This is a genomic window from Curtobacterium sp. SORGH_AS_0776 (assembly GCF_031453355.1).
In the GTDB taxonomy this organism is placed as follows: domain Bacteria; phylum Actinomycetota; class Actinomycetes; order Actinomycetales; family Microbacteriaceae; genus Curtobacterium.
In genome coordinates this window covers 2,871,405-2,888,778 of record NZ_JAVIYU010000001.1, presented here as the reverse complement: position 1 = coordinate 2,888,778, position 17,374 = coordinate 2,871,405, and the positions used below count along the sequence as shown (strand labels likewise).

General features: G+C 73.0%; 18 protein-coding genes. 16 read left to right on the top strand and 2 right to left on the bottom strand.

Annotation, left to right across the window (positions count from 1 at the left end; translation table 11 throughout):
• Entirely contained in the window at positions 1 to 459 is a 459-nt protein-coding gene (locus QE359_RS14185; RefSeq protein ID WP_309779665.1) for a DUF4383 domain-containing protein, read from the bottom strand.
• Between the two features lie 53 nt (positions 460 to 512).
• Between QE359_RS14185 and QE359_RS14180 the strand changes: the two genes are divergently transcribed.
• The 3 genes from QE359_RS14180 to QE359_RS14170 are packed head-to-tail and all read left to right on the top strand — an operon-like array spanning position 513 to position 5,981.
• The gene (locus QE359_RS14180) at positions 513 to 3,497 is read left to right on the top strand and encodes a hypothetical protein (protein ID WP_309779664.1); all 2,985 of its coding nucleotides are present in this window, start codon (positions 513 to 515) and stop codon (positions 3,495 to 3,497) included.
• Positions 3,498 to 3,555: 58 nt separating this feature from the next.
• The gene (locus tag QE359_RS14175; protein WP_309779663.1) at positions 3,556 to 4,491 is read left to right on the top strand and encodes a methionyl-tRNA formyltransferase; all 936 of its coding nucleotides are present in this window, start codon (positions 3,556 to 3,558) and stop codon (positions 4,489 to 4,491) included.
• Entirely contained in the window at positions 4,488 to 5,981 is a 1,494-nt protein-coding gene (locus QE359_RS14170; protein WP_309779662.1) for a transcription antitermination factor NusB, read from the top strand. The genes QE359_RS14175 and QE359_RS14170 overlap by 4 nt, the downstream gene beginning before the upstream one ends.
• Positions 5,982 to 6,009: 28 nt before the next feature.
• On the opposite strand, the gene QE359_RS14165 is transcribed toward QE359_RS14170, so the two are convergent.
• Entirely contained in the window at positions 6,010 to 6,663 is a 654-nt protein-coding gene (locus tag QE359_RS14165) for an NAD(P)H-binding protein (RefSeq protein WP_309779661.1), read from the bottom strand.
• Positions 6,664 to 6,725: 62 nt separating this feature from the next.
• Here QE359_RS14165 and QE359_RS14160 point away from each other — a divergent pair, with 62 nt between their 5' ends.
• The 13 genes from QE359_RS14160 to lgt all read left to right on the top strand — a co-directional run bounded on the left by QE359_RS14160 (position 6,726) and on the right by lgt (position 17,168).
• The gene (locus QE359_RS14160; protein ID WP_309779659.1) at positions 6,726 to 7,328 is read left to right on the top strand and encodes a TetR/AcrR family transcriptional regulator; all 603 of its coding nucleotides are present in this window, start codon (positions 6,726 to 6,728) and stop codon (positions 7,326 to 7,328) included.
• A 47-nt stretch (positions 7,329 to 7,375) separates the two neighbouring features.
• Positions 7,376 to 8,035: a ribulose-phosphate 3-epimerase gene (gene rpe, locus QE359_RS14155; RefSeq protein ID WP_309779658.1), complete on the top strand. Its 660-nt coding sequence runs from the start codon at positions 7,376 to 7,378 to the stop codon at positions 8,033 to 8,035.
• Positions 8,036 to 8,136: 101 nt separating this feature from the next.
• Entirely contained in the window at positions 8,137 to 8,400 is a 264-nt protein-coding gene (locus QE359_RS14150; protein ID WP_031259753.1) for a phosphoribosyl-ATP diphosphatase, read from the top strand.
• Positions 8,401 to 8,445: 45 nt separating this feature from the next.
• Entirely contained in the window at positions 8,446 to 9,285 is an 840-nt protein-coding gene (hisG, locus tag QE359_RS14145; RefSeq protein WP_022906699.1) for an ATP phosphoribosyltransferase, read from the top strand.
• Positions 9,286 to 9,299: 14 nt separating this feature from the next.
• Positions 9,300 to 10,079, top strand: a complete 780-nt coding sequence (gene hisF, locus QE359_RS14140; RefSeq protein ID WP_309779657.1) for an imidazole glycerol phosphate synthase subunit HisF — start codon at positions 9,300 to 9,302, stop codon at positions 10,077 to 10,079.
• A gap of 25 nt (positions 10,080 to 10,104) precedes the next feature.
• On the top strand, positions 10,105 to 10,566 hold the full coding sequence (gene hisI, locus QE359_RS14135) for a phosphoribosyl-AMP cyclohydrolase (RefSeq protein ID WP_309779655.1): 462 nt from the start codon (positions 10,105 to 10,107) through the stop codon (positions 10,564 to 10,566).
• Positions 10,563 to 12,107, top strand: a complete 1,545-nt coding sequence (locus QE359_RS14130; protein WP_309779654.1) for an anthranilate synthase component I — start codon at positions 10,563 to 10,565, stop codon at positions 12,105 to 12,107. Before hisI ends, QE359_RS14130 begins: the two co-directional genes overlap by 4 nt.
• Entirely contained in the window at positions 12,104 to 12,853 is a 750-nt protein-coding gene (locus tag QE359_RS14125) for a Trp biosynthesis-associated membrane protein (protein ID WP_309779653.1), read from the top strand. The genes QE359_RS14130 and QE359_RS14125 overlap by 4 nt, the downstream gene beginning before the upstream one ends.
• Positions 12,850 to 13,089 carry an HGxxPAAW family protein gene (locus QE359_RS14120; protein WP_070416235.1) on the top strand — a complete coding sequence of 80 codons (240 nt, stop codon included), beginning with the start codon at positions 12,850 to 12,852 and terminating at the stop codon, positions 13,087 to 13,089. The genes QE359_RS14125 and QE359_RS14120 overlap by 4 nt, the downstream gene beginning before the upstream one ends.
• Before the next feature lie 16 nt (positions 13,090 to 13,105).
• Positions 13,106 to 13,891 (top strand): indole-3-glycerol phosphate synthase TrpC, encoded by a 786-nt coding sequence (gene trpC / locus QE359_RS14115; protein ID WP_309780438.1) that lies wholly within the window; start codon positions 13,106 to 13,108, stop codon positions 13,889 to 13,891.
• A gap of 56 nt (positions 13,892 to 13,947) precedes the next feature.
• Positions 13,948 to 15,162, top strand: coding sequence for a tryptophan synthase subunit beta (gene trpB, locus QE359_RS14110; RefSeq protein ID WP_070416234.1), 1,215 nt, complete (start codon positions 13,948 to 13,950; stop codon positions 15,160 to 15,162).
• Entirely contained in the window at positions 15,159 to 15,953 is a 795-nt protein-coding gene (gene trpA / locus QE359_RS14105) for a tryptophan synthase subunit alpha (protein ID WP_309779652.1), read from the top strand. Before trpB ends, trpA begins: the two co-directional genes overlap by 4 nt.
• A 216-nt stretch (positions 15,954 to 16,169) precedes the next feature.
• Entirely contained in the window at positions 16,170 to 17,168 is a 999-nt protein-coding gene (gene lgt / locus QE359_RS14100; RefSeq protein ID WP_309779651.1) for a prolipoprotein diacylglyceryl transferase, read from the top strand.
• The last annotated feature ends 206 nt before the right edge of the window (positions 17,169 to 17,374 follow it).

Genomic DNA, 17,374 nt, shown 5'->3' with positions numbered 1-17,374 from the left:
TCAGCCCGCGGTGACGGCGGTGTGGCGCTCCCGCGGGAAGACCACGCCGAGCGCCACCATCCCGATCGCCAGCACCAGGTGCAGCCAGTTGTCCGCCCAGTTCAGCGGCACGAAGTTCGCCCCGAAGTCGTGTCCGGCGGTGAACAGCCCGTACACCCACAGCACGAAGTAGACGACCCCACCGATCACGAGGTACATGCGAGACCCGGTCGCGTACCGCGCCGCGAGCAGTCCGACGACCCCGAACAGCAGGTGCACGACGTTGTGGAGCACCGACACCTGGAACAGTCCGAGCAGCATCGCCATCGAGCCGTGCCCCGCCCCGCCGAGGTCGCCCGTCGTCAACCCGGGGACGAACCCGGCGATCCCGACGAGCAGGAAGACGATCCCGACGACGAGTGCGATCGCCTGGATGCTCGAGCCCGCGTAGCGGTTGGTGGACGTGGTGACGTCGGACATGGTGGGCCTCCTCGTTCGGCTGCTGGTGACGGTACCCGTGGCAGACTCGGACGGTGACGACGGGGGAACGCACGAACGACCGCACGGGGGCCCGCACGCTCCCGCTCGCCAGCTGGCGCTACCAGGGCACGCTGCGCACGTACCAACGCGACGTCCTCGACCGGGTGCCGGTCGAACCCGGCGACCCCGTCCACGTCGTCGCGCCCCCGGGGGCCGGCAAGACCCTGCTCGGGCTGCTCCTCGCCGGACGCCACGGTGCGCGCGCCCTCGTGCTCGCGCCGACCGCGACGATCCGCGCGCAGTGGGCCCGATCGGCGTCGGCCCTGGACGGCGACGCGACGGTGTCCGAGGACCCGGACCGGCCCGGCGACCTCACTGCGCTGACCTACCAGATGCTCTCCGTGCTCGACACCGGCAGTCCGCTCACCGACCTCGCCACCGCGGACTGGCGTCGCGAACTCGTCGACGGGGGACGGGACGACGCGGCCGCGGCACGGTGGATCGACGACCTCCGCACCAGCAACCCGGCAGCGTTCCGGAAGGGCGTCCGTCGCCGTTCCCGCGCGATCCGGAAGCGGCTCGCGCGCGAGGACCCCGAGCGCCTCGCCGAGGCCCTGCACCCGAACGCCCGCGCCCTCGTCGACCGGCTCGTGGCACACGGCGTCGAGACCGTCGTCCTCGACGAGTGCCACCACCTCCTCGACCACTGGGCGCTGGTGGTCGCCTACCTGCTCGGCCGCATCCGCGCGTCCGGCCGCGAACCGGTCGTCATCGGCCTGACCGCGACCCTGCCGTCCACCGACGACCGCGACGCCCACGACACCTACACCGCACTGCTCGGCGACGTCGACCACGAAGTGCCGACACCCGCCGTCGTGAAGGAGGGCAACCTCGCGCCCTACCGCGACCACGTCTGGTTCGTCGAGCCGACCCCGGACGAGCTCGCCTTCCTGCGCGACCACGAACGCCGACTCGCCGCGCTGATCCGCGGCGCGCTCGCCGAACCCGACGGGATCGACTGGCTCGAGACGACGCTGCAACCGGAGACCAGCACCGGCGCGGTCCCCGGACCGGACCCCGGCACGCGGCCCGCCACCGCCGAGGAACGACTCGCCGCAGCCTTCGCCGCCGACTTCCCCGTCGCCGAGGCCGCCGCACGCACCCTCGCCGAGTTCCGCCCCGACCACCCGCTGCTCGCGCTCCTGCCCGACGACGTCCGACGCGCCCCCGACGCCGAGGGGCGGATCCGGGTCCTCGCCCGCTACGCCCTCGACCGACTGCTGCCCGACCCCGACCGCGCGGAGCAGTGGCAGCGCATCAAGCGCTCGATCGTGGACTTCGGCTTCACCCTGACCGACCGCGGCGTCCGACGGAGCCGGGACCCGATCGACACCGTGCTCGCATCGTCCGCCGCGAAAGACCGCGCCGTCGTCGACCTGCTCCACCTCGAACTCTCCCAGGACGCCGCCGACCGGGTCCGGGCCGTCGTGGTGACCGACCACGCCACCCACGGCAACACCCGGGGGAGCGCCGTCCCCGCCGCGGGCGCACTCCGGACCTTCGCCACGGTCGCGACGGAGGACCACCCCGTGCCGCTGCGCCCCGTGCTCGTCACCGCACGCCACCTCCGGATCGCCACCCGGGACGCCGACGTCCTGCTCCCCGCACTCGAGCAGCGCCTCGACACGACCTGCACCACGGAGCCGGTGCCCGACGACCCGCACGTGCTCAGCGTCGGGACCCCCGGTGCCGGATCGGCCGCCGTGCTGGCCGCCGTCTCCGCACTGCTCACGGACGGCACCACCCGACTCGTCGTCGGTACCCGTGGCCTCCTCGGCGAGGGTTGGGACTGCCCCGCCGCGAACACCCTCATCGACCTCACCGCCGTCGCGACCTCGTCGGCGACCCAGCAGCTCCGCGGTCGCACGCTCCGCCTCGACCCGGCGTGGCCCCGCAAGGTCGCCCACAACTGGACCGTCACCGCCGTCGTCCCGGCCGACGTCCCGCTCGACGCCGCCCCGGACGTCTCCCGGATGCGCCGGAAGCACGAACAGATCTGGGGACTCCTCCGCTCCGACTCCGCGCAGGTGGTCCGCGGCACGTCGATCGCGCTCACCGACGGACAGGCCCGCCGGCTCGCCGGACTCGTTGCGAAGGACCAGCGGCAGACCGTCCGGGCCCTCGACGAGACCATCGCCGCCGAACTCCCCACCCGGGCCGACAGCTGGGCCGCCTGGCGCGTGGGCGAGCCCTACGCCGACCGCGAGAGCACGGCGACCGTCGTCGAGGAACCACGGACGCAGCCGTTCCGCACCGGACCGACCGCGGAGTTCGTGCTCGCCGTCGTCCTCGGCGCGGTCCTCTGGCTGCTCGCCGAGTCCGCCCGGGGCATCGTCGCCCTCTGGCGGCTCGGCTCGGTGCCCGGCGTGCTCGGGCTCCTCGTCGTCATCGGTCTCGCCGTCCTGCTCGTCTGGCCCGTCGCCCGACAGCTCGGCCTCGCCCTCCGCCAGCGGTTCAGCACCGTCGGCGCGTACCGACGAGCCGTCCGGGTCGTCGTCGACGCGCTGCACCGGGCCGGTCGGGTCCCGGCGTTCGGCGAGGGGGACGTCCGCGTCACCGCGCAGATGGCGGGGAACGTGCCGCAGAGCTTCACGATGGAGGTGCTCGGCGCACGCCCCGAGGACCGCCGCGTCGTCACCGGCGCGCTCGCCGAGTTCTTCGGCCCGGTGCGGACCCCGCGCTTCCTGTTGCAGGTCAGCCGCACCGAGCGCGCGACCGTGCGCCGGGCGCCGTTGCTCGTCGTGGCCCTGGCCGTGGCCCGTGCGGTCACCCCGGGCGACCGGTACTTCGCCGTGCCGACGGCCGTGGGACGTCGCCGTGCCGATGCCGAGGCGTTCGCCGCCGACTGGAGCCGCCGGGTCGGTCCGTGCCGCCTGCACGAGATCGACTCGCCGGAGTCGCTCGTACTGCTGGTCCGTGCCCGCCGGACGTCGGGTGCCGCCACGGCCGCGCCGGTGCTCCGCGACCAGTGGTCCTGACGCGATCGGAGCCGCCGTCGGACGCGGAGCACGCGGGGAACATGGGAGGATCGAACCCATGCGTCTCGTCGTCGCCGGCAGCCCCGCTGCGGCCGTCCCCACCCTCCGCCGCCTCGCGGCGTCCGAGCACGAGATCGCCGCGGTGCTCACCCGTCCGGCGACCCCGCAGGGCCGGAAGCGCGTCCTCACCCCGACCCCCGTCGCCCAGGTCGCACAGGAGCTCGGCCTCCCGGTGATCGAGGCGTCCCGCGTCGACGACGAGGTCACCGCCCGCATCGCCGACCTCGGGGTCGACCTCGGCGTCATCGTCGCGTACGGCGCCCTGCTCCGACGCCCGGCGCTCGACGCCCCGCGGCTCGGCTGGGTGAACCTGCACTTCTCGGACCTGCCGCAGTACCGCGGCGCCGCCCCCGTCCAGCGCGCGGTGATGGCCGGCGACACCCGCACCGCCGCGACGGTGTTCCAGCTCGTCGAGGCGCTCGACGCCGGTCCGGTCTACGCGAGCGACCCGTTCGACATCGATCCCGAGGCCACCTCCGGCGAGGTCCTCGCTGCGATGGCCGAGACCGGCGCCGAGACCGTCGCCCGCGTCGTCGACGACATCGCCGCGGGCACCGCGGTCGCCGTGGAGCAGACCGGCGAGCCCACCCTCGCCCCGAAGCTGACCATCGACGACGGTCGCATCGACTTCGCTGCGCCGGCCACCGTCGTGCACGCACGCCTGCGCGGCGTCACGCCCGAGCCCGGCGCGTACGCCCTCCTCGGCGAGACCCGCGTCAAGCTGCTCCGCAGCAACCGACCGCCAGGAGGCGCGGCAGACCCCGCCCCGTCGCTCGCCCCCGGTGCGCTCAGCGTCCAGGGCGGTCGGCTGCTCGTCGGGACCGCCGACGACCCGCTCGTGCTCACCGAGGTGCAACCCGCCGGCAAGAAGGCGATGGACGCCGCCGCCTGGGCCCGGGGCCTCGGCTCCCTCGACGGGAAGGTCCTGGCGTGAGCGCCGCGAGCACCGGGCAGCGCCGGCACCACGGACCGCGGCAGACGAGCGCCCGCCGTGTCGCCTTCGACGTGCTGCGGGCGGTGCAGGTCGACGACGCCTACGCCAACCTCCTGCTCCCGACCCGGATCCGCCGCGCCGGGCTCTCCGCGCGCGACGCCGGGTTCGCCACCGAGCTGACCTACGGGTCGATCCGGATGCTCGGCCGGTACGACGCGATCATCGCCCTCGCCTCCGGCCGTCGCATCGACAACGTCGAGTCCGACGTGCTCGACGTCCTCCGGCTCGGCGCCCACCAGCTGCTCGGGATGCGCACCCCGACGCACGCCGCCGTGGACGCCACGGTCGAGCTCGCCCGCGAGGTCGGTGCCCGCCGCGCCACAGGCTTCGTGAACGCCGTGCTGCGCAAGGTGGCCGCACGCACCGACGACGAGTGGGACGCGCTCATCACCGAGGGTCGCGGTGGGGATGCACTGCTCGCCACCCGGTGGTCGCACCCCACGTGGGTGGTGTCCGCGCTGCGGGACGCCCTCGCGGCCGAACGCTCGCGGGACGAGCTCGCCGCGCTCCTGGCGGCCGACAACGCCGCACCCCGGGTGCAGCTCGCCGCGCTTCCCGGGCTGGCCACCGACGAGGACGTCGCCGCTGCCCGGGCCCACGCGGCGACCGCGACCGAACACGAGACGGACGCCGACGACGAGACGCAGGTCGCGCCTCCCGAACTGCTCACGGACCCCGAGGCGGACCTGCCGGTCTCGCCCGTCGGCATCCGCGGGATCTCCGGCGACCCCGCCCGCGTGCCGGGCGTCACCGCCGGACGGCTCCGCGTGCAGGACGAGGGCTCCCAGCTCGCGGCACTGGCGCTCAGCCGGTCGTCGGCGATCCGGCCGGGGGAGCGGTGGCTCGACCTCTGCGCCGGGCCCGGCGGCAAGGCGGCGCTCCTCGCGGCCGAGGCCGCACAGGGCGGGGCGACCCTCGTGGCGAACGAACTCGTGCCGGCGCGTGCCGGACTCGTGCGGAAGGCCCTCGCGGGCGCCGGTGACGGCGTGACCGTGGCCGAGGGCGACGGTCGGCGCTTCGGTCGCGACGGCGCCGGGGTGCGGTTCGACCGGATCCTGCTCGACGCGCCGTGCACCGGACTCGGAGCGCTCCGGCGTCGTCCGGAGGCCCGGTGGCGCAAGCAGCCCGAGGACGTCCCCGAGCTCGCCGCGCTGCAGGCCGAACTGCTCGACGCCGCCGTGCGGGTGCTCGCACCGGGCGGGACCCTCGCGTACGTGACGTGCTCGCCGCACCTGGCGGAGACCCGCGGCCAGGTCGACGCCCTGATGGCGCGGCACGGTGGCGAGCTCGAGCAGCTCGACACCGCGTCCGTCGTGCGGTCGGTGGCCGCTCGGGATCCTCGGGTTGCCGACGGGACGACGGTGCAGCTCTGGCCGCACCGCATCGGGACGGACGCGATGTTCATCGCGCTGTTCCGGCGGCTCGGCTAGCCCCAGAGTCCAGCAGCAGGCCGCCGGCTCAGCGTGACCGGCGGTACGCGCTCCCGTCGCAGGTGTGCACGGCGTCCTCGTCGAACAGCGCCCGCAGGTTGTACGCGGCGCAGTCGCGGAAGGTCGCGATGCTGATCCACCGCGCCGAGCGGCGGAGCTCGCCCTTCGCGGGCCCGTCCGAGCCGATGCCGGCCCGGTGCACCGTCCAGGCGATGTCCCGCGCCTCGGCGTCGAGGTAGCGCATCACCGCCTCGTTGTCGGCGTGCTGCCCGCGGTACGCGCGGGCGAGCGTCGCCCGCACGAGCCGCAGCACCGGTGCGAGCCGCCGGCCGGGAGGCGCGCTCAACCCGCCCGCCTGGTAGAGCAGGCGGGTGGCACCGCTCCGACGCATGGCCGGCACGAGCGCCCGGACGAAGGGCGTGTTGACCAAGCGGTCACGCTGCGCGTCGACGTCCCCCAGCATCACGACGACCGCGGTCACGCCGTCCAGCAGTGCGTCGAGGTCGAGGTCGTCGGGGACGGATCCCGGTACGACCTCGAGCTCGTCGTGCTGGATCGTGAGCTTGGCCGGCGTGCGGGCGACCGCGCGCACCCGGTGTCCGGCGTCGAGGGCGAACTGCGTGAAGTGCTGGCCGGTCTGGCCCGTCGCGCCGAAGACGAGCAGGTGCTGTTGGGATGTCATGGTCCCAATCTAGGCAATGCCTAGAAAATAGGCAATGCCTAGTCGCGGGGTAGGGTGGAGCCATGCCGGATCGTCCCTTCCACCACGGGAACCTCCGCGCCGTCCTGCTCGACGAGGCCGTGACGGTCCTGCGTGAGGACGGTGTCGACGGGCTGTCCCTGCGTGACCTCGCGCGCCGTGCCGGTGTGAGCCACGGAGCGCCACGGAGCCACTTCGTCGATCGCCAGGCGCTCCTCGACGCCGTGGCCGAGCTCGGCTTCGACCGGCTGGCCGCCGCGGTGCGCCGAGCGCTGGCCGGGGCCGGTGACCTGGACGACCGCTTCCGCCGGGTCGCCCTCGCGTACGTCGACTTCGCGATCGACGACGCCGCGCTGATGGACCTGATGTTCCAGGCGAAGACGACCACCCGGGCCGAGTCGGTGCAGGCCGCCGCCTCGTCGCTGTTCGAGGTGCTCGACGGCGCGATGGGGAGCGCGATGGCGGACGGCGGCGACGGCGACTCCCGGCACCTCTTCAAGCTCCTGTTCGCCGCCACCATGCAGGGGATCGCCGCGCTCGTGGTCTCGCGTCGGATCGACCGCGCCGAGGGGGAGCGGCTGGTGGACGCCGCGCTGGAGACGATGCTCCGCTCGGACCTCGGCTCCCGCGCGGTCGGCGCGAGCTGAGGCCGGTGCGGAGCGGGCTGACGGACGCACCCCGGTAGGCTCGACGGGTGACGATCCGCATCTCGCCGAGCATCCTGTCCGCCGACTTCGCGAACCTCGAACGCGAGCTCCAGCGCATCGAGACCGCCGACCTGGTGCACGTCGACGTGATGGACAACCACTTCGTGCCGAACCTCACGCTGGGCCTGCCGATCGTGCAGCGCCTGCAGGAGGTCTCCCCGGTGCCGCTCGACGTCCACCTCATGATCACGAACGCCGACACCGAGGCGCCGAAGTACGCCGAGACCGGTGCGTCGAGCGTGACCTTCCACTTCGAGGCCGCCGACGACCCGGTGGCGACCGCCGCGGCGATCCGCTCGAACGGCGCCCGGGCGGCCGTCGCGGTGAAGCCGAGCACCCCGATCACCCAGGTGCTCCACCACCTCGACGCCTACGACATGATCCTGCTCATGACGGTCGAGCCCGGGTTCGGCGGCCAGGCGTTCATGCGCTCGGTGATGCCGAAGCTCGCCGACGCCCGTGCGGCGGTCGACGCCTCGGGGCTGGACGTCTGGCTCGAGGTCGACGGCGGGATCGCGGTCGACACGGTGCCCGAGGCGGTCCGCAGCGGTGCCGACACCCTCGTGGCGGGCTCCGCGGTCTACGGCGGCGAGCCGGCCGCGCGCATCGCGGACCTGCGCGAGGCGGCCGCGGCAGCACGCTCGTGACCGGACCGGCGCCCGAGGTGACGGGTGTGACGGACACGAGCCGCGCCTCCCGTCCGGACGGTACGTCGGCCGTGTCGGCGGGGGACGGTAGCCTGGTGCGCGTGAAGACGTTCGACGACCTGTTCCAGGAGCTCACCGAGAAGGCGCGCACGCGCCCCGAGGGCTCCGGCACCGTCGCCGAACTGGACGCCGGCGTGCACCAGATCGGCAAGAAGATCGTGGAAGAAGCGGCCGAGGTCTGGATGGCGGCCGAGTACGAGGGCGACGAGCGCACCTCGGAGGAGATCTCGCAGCTCGTGTACCACCTGCAGGTGCTCATGGTGGCGAAGGGGCTCACCCCGGCGGACGTCTGGCGACATCTCTGATCCGCTGATCAGCCGCCGACCCTCCACCAGAAAGCAGACCCCCTGATGCTCCGCATCGCCGTGCCCAACAAGGGCTCCCTGTCCGAGACCGCGTCCGACATGCTGCGCGAGGCCGGGTACGCCGGCCGCCGCGACCCGAAGGCCCTCCACCTGCTCGACGAGCGCAACGGCGTCGAGTTCTTCTTCCTCCGCCCGCGCGACATCGCCACGTACGTCGGCTCCGGCGCGCTCGACGTCGGCATCACCGGCCGCGACCTGCTGCTCGACTCCGGCTCCGCCGCGCACGAGGTCGACGCGCTCGGGTTCGCCGACTCGACGTTCCGGTTCGCCGGGACGCCCGGCCGGTTCAGCACGCTGCAGGACCTCGACGGTGTGCGGGTGGCGACGAGCTACCCCGGGCTCGTGGGGGAGTTCCTCGCGAAGCACGGCGTCACCGCGACGCTCGTGAAGCTCGACGGCGCGGTCGAGAGCGCCGTGCGCCTCGGTGTCGCCGACGCCGTGGCCGACGTGGTCTCGACGGGCAGCACGCTCCGGGCCGCCGGGCTCGAGATCTTCGGGCCGGTCATCCTCGAGTCGACCGCGCTCCTCATCTCCACCGACGAGACCATCCCCGGCATCGACGTCCTGCGGCGCCGACTGCAGGGCGTGCTCGTCGCGCGCGGCTACGTGATGCTCGACTACGACATCCCCACCGGGCTCCTCGAGCAGGCGACCGCCGTCGCGTCGGGCATCGAGTCGCCGACGGTCTCGCCGCTGCACGGTCGCGACTGGTCGGCCGTCCGCGTGATGATCCCGCGCGACGACGCGAACCTCATCATGGACGCGCTGTACGACCTCGGCGCGCGCGCCATCCTCGTCAGCCCGATCCACGCCGCACGACTGTGACCGGCTCCGGTGCCGTGCCTCCGGCGCGCGCGGGCGGGGTCGCCGTCCGGGTCATCCCCTGCCTGGACGTCAAGGGCGGCCGGGTGGTCAAGGGAGTCAACTTCCTGGACCTGCAGGACGCCGGTGACCCGGTCGAGCTCGCCGCTCGCTACTACGAGCAGGGCGCGGACGAGCTGACCTTCCTCGACGTGGGTGCCACGGTCGAGAACCGCGCGACGATGTACGACACGGTGACGCGCACGGCCGAGCAGGTGTTCATCCCGCTCACCGTCGGTGGCGGCGTCCGGAGCGTCGACGACGTGTCGCGGCTGCAGCAGTGCGGTGCGGACAAGATCGGCGTGAACAGCGCCGCGATCGCGCGGCCGGACCTCGTCGGCGAGATCGCGGACCGGTTCGGCGCGCAGGCCGTCGTGCTCTCCCTCGACATCAAGCGGTCCGACCGGATGCCGTCGGGCTTCGTCGTGACGACCCACGGCGGTCGGACCGAGTCCGACCTCGACGCGCTCTCCTGGGCGCGCGAGGCCGTCGAGCGCGGCGCGGGGGAGCTCCTCGTCAACTCGATCGACGCGGACGGCACGAAGAACGGGTTCGACGTCGAGCTCGTGGCAGCGGTGCGCGCGGTCGCGTCGGTCCCGGTCATCGCTTCGGGAGGCGCGGGTCGGCTCGAGCACTTCGCCCCCGCGATCGAGGCGGGCGCGGATGCCGTCCTCGCCGCCAGCGTCTTCCATCGCGGCGAGATGACCATCGGTGACGTGAAGGCCGCGCTGCGCGCGACCGGGCACGCCGTCCGCTGATCCGCCGCCGTAGGCTAGGAGTCTCATGACCGACAGCACCAGCACCAGCACGGACGCGGTCCTCGACCGCGCGCGGTTCGGTGCGGACGGGCTGCTCCCCGCCATCGTGCAAGAGGAGTCGTCGAAGGACGTCCTCATGCTCGGCTACATGGACCGAGAAGCGCTCCGCCGCACCCTGACCGAGGGACGGGTGACCTTCTGGTCGCGGTCCCGGAACGAGTACTGGCGCAAGGGCGACACCTCGGGGCACGCGCAGTACGTGCGCGGGGCGGCGTTCGACTGCGACGCGGACACGCTCCTCGTGACCGTCGAGCAGGTCGGCGCCGCGTGCCACACCGGCGCGCACCGCTGCTTCGACGTCGACCCCCTCGAGCCCGTGACGGCGTCCGCGCCCGACGGCGCCGCGTCCGCTCACGCCGATGCGCCGTCCGCTCTCGCTGGTGCGCCGTCCGCTCTCGCCGGCGGGGCCGTGGAGGAGACCCGATGAGCACCGCGACGCTCTCCGACACGCCGCACACGACCTCCCGTCCGGAGTTCGACGCCCTGCTCGACGCCCACCGCGTCGTCCCCGTCGTGCGCGCGCTCTACGCCGACAGCGAGACGCCGGTCGGTGTCTACCGGAAGCTCGCCGACGGTCGGCCCGGTACCTTCCTGCTCGAGTCCGCCGGGCAGGGCGGCCTCTGGTCGCGCTGGTCCTTCGTCGGGGTGCGCAGCTTCGGCGTGCTCACCCAGGACGGCGACCGTGCCGCGTGGATCGACACCGGCATCCCGGCGTCCCGCGCCGTCGACTCGCTCGACGGCGAGCCGCTCGAGGTCCTGGCGCGGCTGCACGAGCGCTGGGCGACCCCGCGGATCCCCGGCACCCCGCCGCTCGTCGGTGGCACCGTCGGGTTCATCGGCTGGGAGGCCGTCCGTCAGCTCGAGCACCTGCCGAACGTGCCGCCGGCCGACTTCGACGTCCCGGGGCAGGCCCTCGCGTTCGTGTCCGAGCTCGCCGCGCTCGACCACCGCACCGGGCTCGTCCTGCTCGTCGCCAGCGTGCTGAACGACGGTGTCGACGACGCCGAGACGCTGTGGGCGGACGCCCAGGCGCGACTCGACCGGATGCAGGCCGACCTCGTGCAGCCCTCCGCCGCCACCGTCGCCGAGGCGTTCGACATCGCCGAGCCGACCCCGACCCACCGGTCCACCCCCGCGGACTACATGGCGGCCGTCGAGCGGTCGAAGGGCTTCATCCGCGACGGGGACGTCTTCCAGGTCGTCATTTCGCAGCGGTTCGACCACGAGGTCACCGCGGATCCCCTCGACGTCTACCGCGTGCTGCGGACGCTCAACCCGAGCCCGTACATGTACTTCCTGTCCCTGGCGGACACCGCCGACGAGCGCTTCTGGATCGTCGGTGCCTCGCCCGAGGCCCTGGTCAAGGTGCAGGACGGCCGGGCGATCACCCACCCGATCGCCGGGTCGCGCCCGCGCGGCGCCACGCCCGAGGCGGACGTCCGTCTCGGCGAGGACCTGCTCGAGGACCCGAAGGAGCGCGCCGAGCACCTCATGCTCGTCGACCTGGCGCGCAACGACCTGCAGAAGGTCTGCGAGCCGGGCACGGTCGCCGTGACCGAGTTCATGACGGTCGAGCGGTTCAGCCACATCATGCACCTGGTGTCGAGCGTCGAGGGCGCCGTGCGGCCCGGTGCCTCGGCGATCGACGTGTTCCGGGCGACCTTCCCGGCCGGCACCCTCTCCGGGGCGCCGAAGCCGCGGGCGCTCGAGATCATCGACGAGCTCGAACCCGCGAAGCGTGGTGCCTACGCGGGCGTGGTCGGCTACTTCGACTTCGCCGGCGACGCCGACCTCGCGATCGCGATCCGCAGCGCCCTCATCAAGGACGGTGTGGCACGTGTGCAGGCCGGGGCCGGGCTCGTGGCCGACTCCGACCCCGAGACCGAGCACATCGAGGCCGTGAACAAGGCCGCGGCACCGCTGCGTGCCATCGCGACCGCGAACCGGATGCGCGGGGTGCACTCGTGACGGCCCGCCGCTCCCGGCCGCTCGTCGTCGTCGCCGGCCTCGCCGTCGCGGGCATCATCATGCTCTCGTGGACGCAGACCTGGTTCACGGTCCACCTCCACGCGGGCGCTGCCGTCGCCGCGAAGGTGGACGCCGACGGTGCGGCCGCGGTCCCGCAGTACACCGCCCTGGCGATCGCGAGCCTCGCGCTCTTCCTGGCGATGACCATCGCCGGTCGGGTCGTCCGGATCGTGCTCGCCGCCGTCGAGATCCTGCTCGGCGTCGGCGTGGTGGTGTCCGGCATCACCGCCCTGGCCGACCCGGTCGCCGCAGCGAAGGGCGCCGTGGGCGAGGTCGCGGGCGTCGCGGACCTGTCCGCCGTCCGCCGGGCCGTGTCGAGCGTGGACGTGTCGGCGTGGCCGGTCGTCGGCATCGTCGGCGGCGTGCTCGCGGTGGCCCTCGGGGTCGTCGTGCTCGTCGTGCAGCGGTCCTGGCCGGGGCCGAGCCGGAAGTACGGCGCGGCCACCGCGGGTGCGGCGGCGGATGCCCGTGCGGTGCCGCCGGTCGAGCGTGACGCCGTCGTGGACTGGGACGACCTGAGCGCCGGTGTCGACCCGACCTCGGACGCGGTCGCAGGCGCCGACAGCGCAGCCGCGGGCCCCGACGACGCGAGCGCGGACGCTGCCGGAGCGGCCCCGGACGACACGGTAGGATCGAACGGACGCCGGTCGAACGACGGCGTCGAAGCAGAACGAGGAGCACCGTGAGCAACACTGAGCCCGCAGAACTCGGCGAAGGCCACTCGCCGGCAGCCTGGACCGCCGTCGTGATCATGCTGATCGGATTCGCGGCCGGCACGCTGTTCTTCTGGTTCGACCAGCCGTGGGGCGTCTGGGCCTCCGCCGGCGTGGTGCTCATCGGCCTCATCGTCGGTGGCGTCATGAAGAAGGCGGGCTACGGCGTCGACGGCCCGAAGTTCGTCCCCAAGCACCACTCCGAGTAGGTCCGGCATGCCGAACGTGCTCGAGACCCTCGTCGCGGGCGCGCTCGAGGACGCCGCGGCCCGTCGCGTCGACCGTCCCTACGCGGACGTCGAACGCGACCTGGACCGCGTCGCGTCCCCGCTCGACGCCCTCACGTTCCTGGCCCCCGGCGACCGGGTGAAGATCCTCGCCGAGGTCAAGCGTGCCAGCCCGTCCCGCGGGTCCATGGCCCCGATCGAGGACCCCGCGTCCCTCGCCGCCGACTACGAGCGCGGCGGTGCCTCGACGATCAGCGTCCTGACCGAGGGGCGCAAGTTCCTCGGCAGCCTCGCCGACCTCGAAGCGGTCAAGGCCCGGGTGAGCGTCCCCGTCCTCCGCAAGGACTTCATCGCCGACCCCTACCAGGTGATCGAGGCCCGGGCGTCCGGTGCCGACGTCGTCCTGCTCATCGTGGCGGCGCTCGAGCAGCAGCAGCTGGTCGAGCTCCACGCCCTGGCGGAAGAACTCGGCATGCGCGTCCTGGTCGAGGCGCACTCGGCGGACGAGGTCTCACGCGGCCTCGACGCCGGCGCCCGGATCCTCGGGGTGAACGCCCGCGACCTGACCGACTTCTCGCTCGACCGCGACCTGTTCGGATCGCTCGCCGACCGCATCCCCGACGGGGTCGTGCGCGTCGCCGAGTCCGCGGTCGCAGGACCGGCCGACGTCGCGCACTACCGTGCCGCCGGCGCCGACGTCGTCCTGGTGGGGGAGGCGCTCGTGACGGGCGACGACCCCTATGCCACACTCGCGTCGTTCATCGCAGCCGCCGACCGCGACTGACCGACGACAGCATCCATCCCAGCCCGGTTCGCCGGGCGTGTCCCGGGAGACCCATCGTGACCTCACTCCGCGACCTGCACGGACCGTACTTCGGCGACTTCGGCGGGCGGTTCGTCCCCGAGTCGCTCGTCCTCGCGCTCGACGAACTCGAAGCGGCGTTCCGCGAGGCCTGGGCGGACCCGGCCTTCCGCGACGAGCTCGACACGCTCCAGCGCGACTACACCGGGCGACCCTCGATCATCACCGAGGTGCCCCGGTTCGCCAAGCACGCCGGCGGGGCCCGGATCATCCTCAAGCGCGAGGACCTCAACCACACCGGCTCGCACAAGATCAACAACGTGCTCGGTCAGGCCCTCGTGGCGAAGCGCCTCGGCAAGACGCGCCTCATCGCCGAGACCGGCGCTGGCCAGCACGGCGTGGCGACGGCCACCGCGGCGGCGCTCTTCGGCATGGACTGCGTCGTCTACATGGGCGCCGTCGACACCGAGCGCCAGGCGTTGAACGTCGCCCGGATGCGCCTGCTCGGTGCCGAGGTGATCCCGGTCGAGACCGGCTCCCGCACGCTGAAGGACGCCATCAACGACGCCCTGCGCGACTGGGTCGCCAACGTCGACTCCACGCACTACCTGCTCGGCACCGTCGCCGGCCCGCACCCGTTCCCCGAGATGGTGCGCGAGTTCCACAAGGTCATCGGCGAAGAGGCCCGCCAGCAGGTCCTCGACCGGGTCGGGCGCCTGCCGGACGCGGTCGCCGCGTGCGTCGGCGGCGGCTCGAACGCCATGGGCATCTTCGAGGCCTTCCTCGACGACGAGTCCGTCGCGCTGCACGGCTTCGAGGCCGGTGGCGACGGCGTCGAGACCGGTCGGCACGCCGCGAGCATCACGCTCGGTCGCGAGGGCGTCCTCCAGGGCACGAAGTCCTACCTCATGCAGGACGAGGACGGCCAGACGATCGAGAGCCACAGCATCTCCGCCGGGCTCGACTACCCGAGCGTCGGACCGGAGCACGCCTACCTCGCCTCGATCGGGCGTGCGAAGTACGAGCCGATCACCGACGACGAGGCGATGGAGGCCTTCCGCCTGCTGAGCCGCACCGAGGGCATCCTGCCGGCGATCGAGTCGTCGCACGCCCTCGCCGGGGCGATCAAGCTCGGCAAGGAGCTCGGTCCAGAGGGCGTCATCCTCGTGAACCTGTCCGGCCGGGGCGACAAGGACGTCGCGTCCGCCAGTCGCTACTTCGGCATCCTCGACGAGAACGCGGTGCAGCTGTGACCACGAACCAGACGGTCGCGACGACGATCGACACCGCCAACGCCGAGCGCGCGGGGGCCGTCGTCGGGTACCTGCCCGCCGGCTACCCCGACGTGCAGACGAGCGTCGACGCCGCCGTGGCCCTGGCCGAGAACGGCGTCGACGTCATCGAGCTCGGCCTGCCGTACTCCGACCCGGTGATGGACGGCCCGGTCATCCAGCGGGCGGCAGAGGAGAGCCTGGCGAACGGCTTCCGCGTCGCGCAGGTCTTCGACGCCGTGCACCAGATCACCGAGCGGGCGAACGTGCCCGTGCTCGTGATGACCTACTGGAACCCGGTGCTCCGGTACGGCGTCGAGCGGTTCGCCGACGACCTCGTCGCCGCGGGTGCCGCCGGGCTCATCACGCCGGACCTCATCCCCGACGAGGGCGCCGAGTGGATCCACGAGTCGGAGCGCACCGGCCTGGACCGGGTGTTCCTCGCGGCCCCGTCCTCGTCGGACTCGCGCATGCAGCAGGCGGTCCGGTCCAGTCGCGGGTTCGTCTACGCCGTCTCCACGATGGGCGTCACGGGCGCGCGCGAGGGCGTCGACGTCGCAGCCCGTACCGTCGTGTCGCGACTCCGTGACGCCGGGGTCGAGCGCACGTGCGTCGGTCTCGGCATCTCGACGGCGGAGCAGGTCGGCGAGGTCCTCGAGTACGCCGACGGCGCCATCATCGGCTCCGCCTTCGTCCGGGCCCTCGCGGACCTCGGCGTGCAGGGCGTGGCCGACCGGGCAGCCGACCTCACCTCGGGCGCGCAGCGCCGCTGACGTCCAGGAGGCGCGGTGCCGGCGACCCCGTCGGCCCACCTGCACCGCGGTGCGGGTGAGCGACGCGTCCCGCCCGCACCGCGCCTGGCGTCGGTCACAGTTTCCACAGGACCGGGTCCCCGGTTCCTGACGCACGCACCTCCCGCGCTACAGTGAGCGGGGCCGACGGCACGTCGGCACCGCGCCCAGCCAGCACCGAAAGGCGACAGCACCTCCATGCCCCTCCTGAGCATCCCGAGCCCGAGCACCGCGTGGCAGTACTTCGACCTGACCGCCTGGCTGCGCGACGCGTTCGGTTGGTCGCTGCCGCTCGACTTCCGCATCCACGCCTACGCGATCTGCATCCTGCTCGGGATCGTCGCCGCCGTCATCCTCGCGAACCGGCGGCTCAACGCGCGCGGCGTCGAGCGCTGGATCATCATCGACATCGCGATCTGGGCCGTCCCCGCCGGGATCATCGGCGGTCGCCTGTTCCACGTGTTCACCCACGTCAGCGACTACTTCGGTCCCGGGCGCGACCCGCTGTCCTTCCTCTACATCTGGGAGGGCGGCCTCGCCATCTTCGGCGCGCTCATCCTCGGCTCGGTCGGCGCCTACATCGGCTGCCGCCAGGTCGGCCTGCGGTTCACCGCGTTCATCGACGCCGTCGTGCCGGGCGTGCTGCTCGCCCAGGCGTTCGGTCGCCTCGGCAACTACTTCAACCACGAGCTCTTCGGCATGCCGACCAGCCTGCCGTGGGGCCTGCAGATCGAGTCGTCGAACGCGGCGTTCCCGAAGGGCCTGCCCGAGGGCACGCTCTTCCACCCGACGTTCCTCTACGAGATCATCTGGAACGTCGTCGGCGTCGTCGTGATCCTGCTGCTCGACAAGAAGTTCCGCCTGCAGTGGGGCAAGGTCCTGGCGCTCTACCTGATCTGGTACGGCATCGGTCGCGCTGTCCTCGAGTCCATCCGCGTCGACACGAGCGAGACGTTCTTCGGCATCCGGACGAACGTGTGGATGTCCTTCGCGGCGATACTGCTCGGCATCATCATCTTCCTCGTCCAGTCCAAGCGGCACCTCGGCAAGGAGCCGAGCCCGTACCTGCCCGGTCGCGAGCCCCGCTCGAAGTCCGGGGTAGACTCGGACGACACCTGGTCAGAGTCCGACGACGACGCTCCGGCGGCCGTCACCGACTCCGATCCGGTCACCAGCAGCACCGCTGGCCGCGCGTAGGAAGCACCCCTCCTGCGTGACCGATCCCGATCGGTCACGAGTGTCAGCAGCACCTCCCGGACCCACCACAAGCGGGTCCGACACCTCGCACGCCGCCAGGGCAACTCACTGACGGCGGGCACGGGCACCAGTTCCGCCCACGCGTCGCGGAACGCACCACCGGGCCACCGCTGTCCCTGTTCCACTCCCTCGTGAGGACGGTTCCC

Excerpts from the sequence above, each read along its gene's own strand:
- QE359_RS14130 (WP_309779654.1), top strand. The coding sequence starts at position 10,563 with ATGAGCACCGCGACGCTCTCCGACACGCCGCACACGACCTCCCGTCCG.
- hisI (WP_309779655.1), top strand. The coding sequence starts at position 10,105 with ATGACCGACAGCACCAGCACCAGCACGGACGCGGTCCTCGACCGCGCG.
- QE359_RS14175 (WP_309779663.1), top strand. The coding sequence starts at position 3,556 with ATGCGTCTCGTCGTCGCCGGCAGCCCCGCTGCGGCCGTCCCCACCCTC.
- QE359_RS14160 (WP_309779659.1), top strand. The coding sequence starts at position 6,726 with ATGCCGGATCGTCCCTTCCACCACGGGAACCTCCGCGCCGTCCTGCTC.
- lgt (WP_309779651.1), top strand. The coding sequence starts at position 16,170 with ATGCCCCTCCTGAGCATCCCGAGCCCGAGCACCGCGTGGCAGTACTTC.
- QE359_RS14165 (WP_309779661.1), bottom strand. The coding sequence starts at position 6,663 with ATGACATCCCAACAGCACCTGCTCGTCTTCGGCGCGACGGGCCAGACC.
- hisG (WP_022906699.1), top strand. The coding sequence starts at position 8,446 with ATGCTCCGCATCGCCGTGCCCAACAAGGGCTCCCTGTCCGAGACCGCG.
- QE359_RS14185 (WP_309779665.1), bottom strand. The coding sequence starts at position 459 with ATGTCCGACGTCACCACGTCCACCAACCGCTACGCGGGCTCGAGCATC.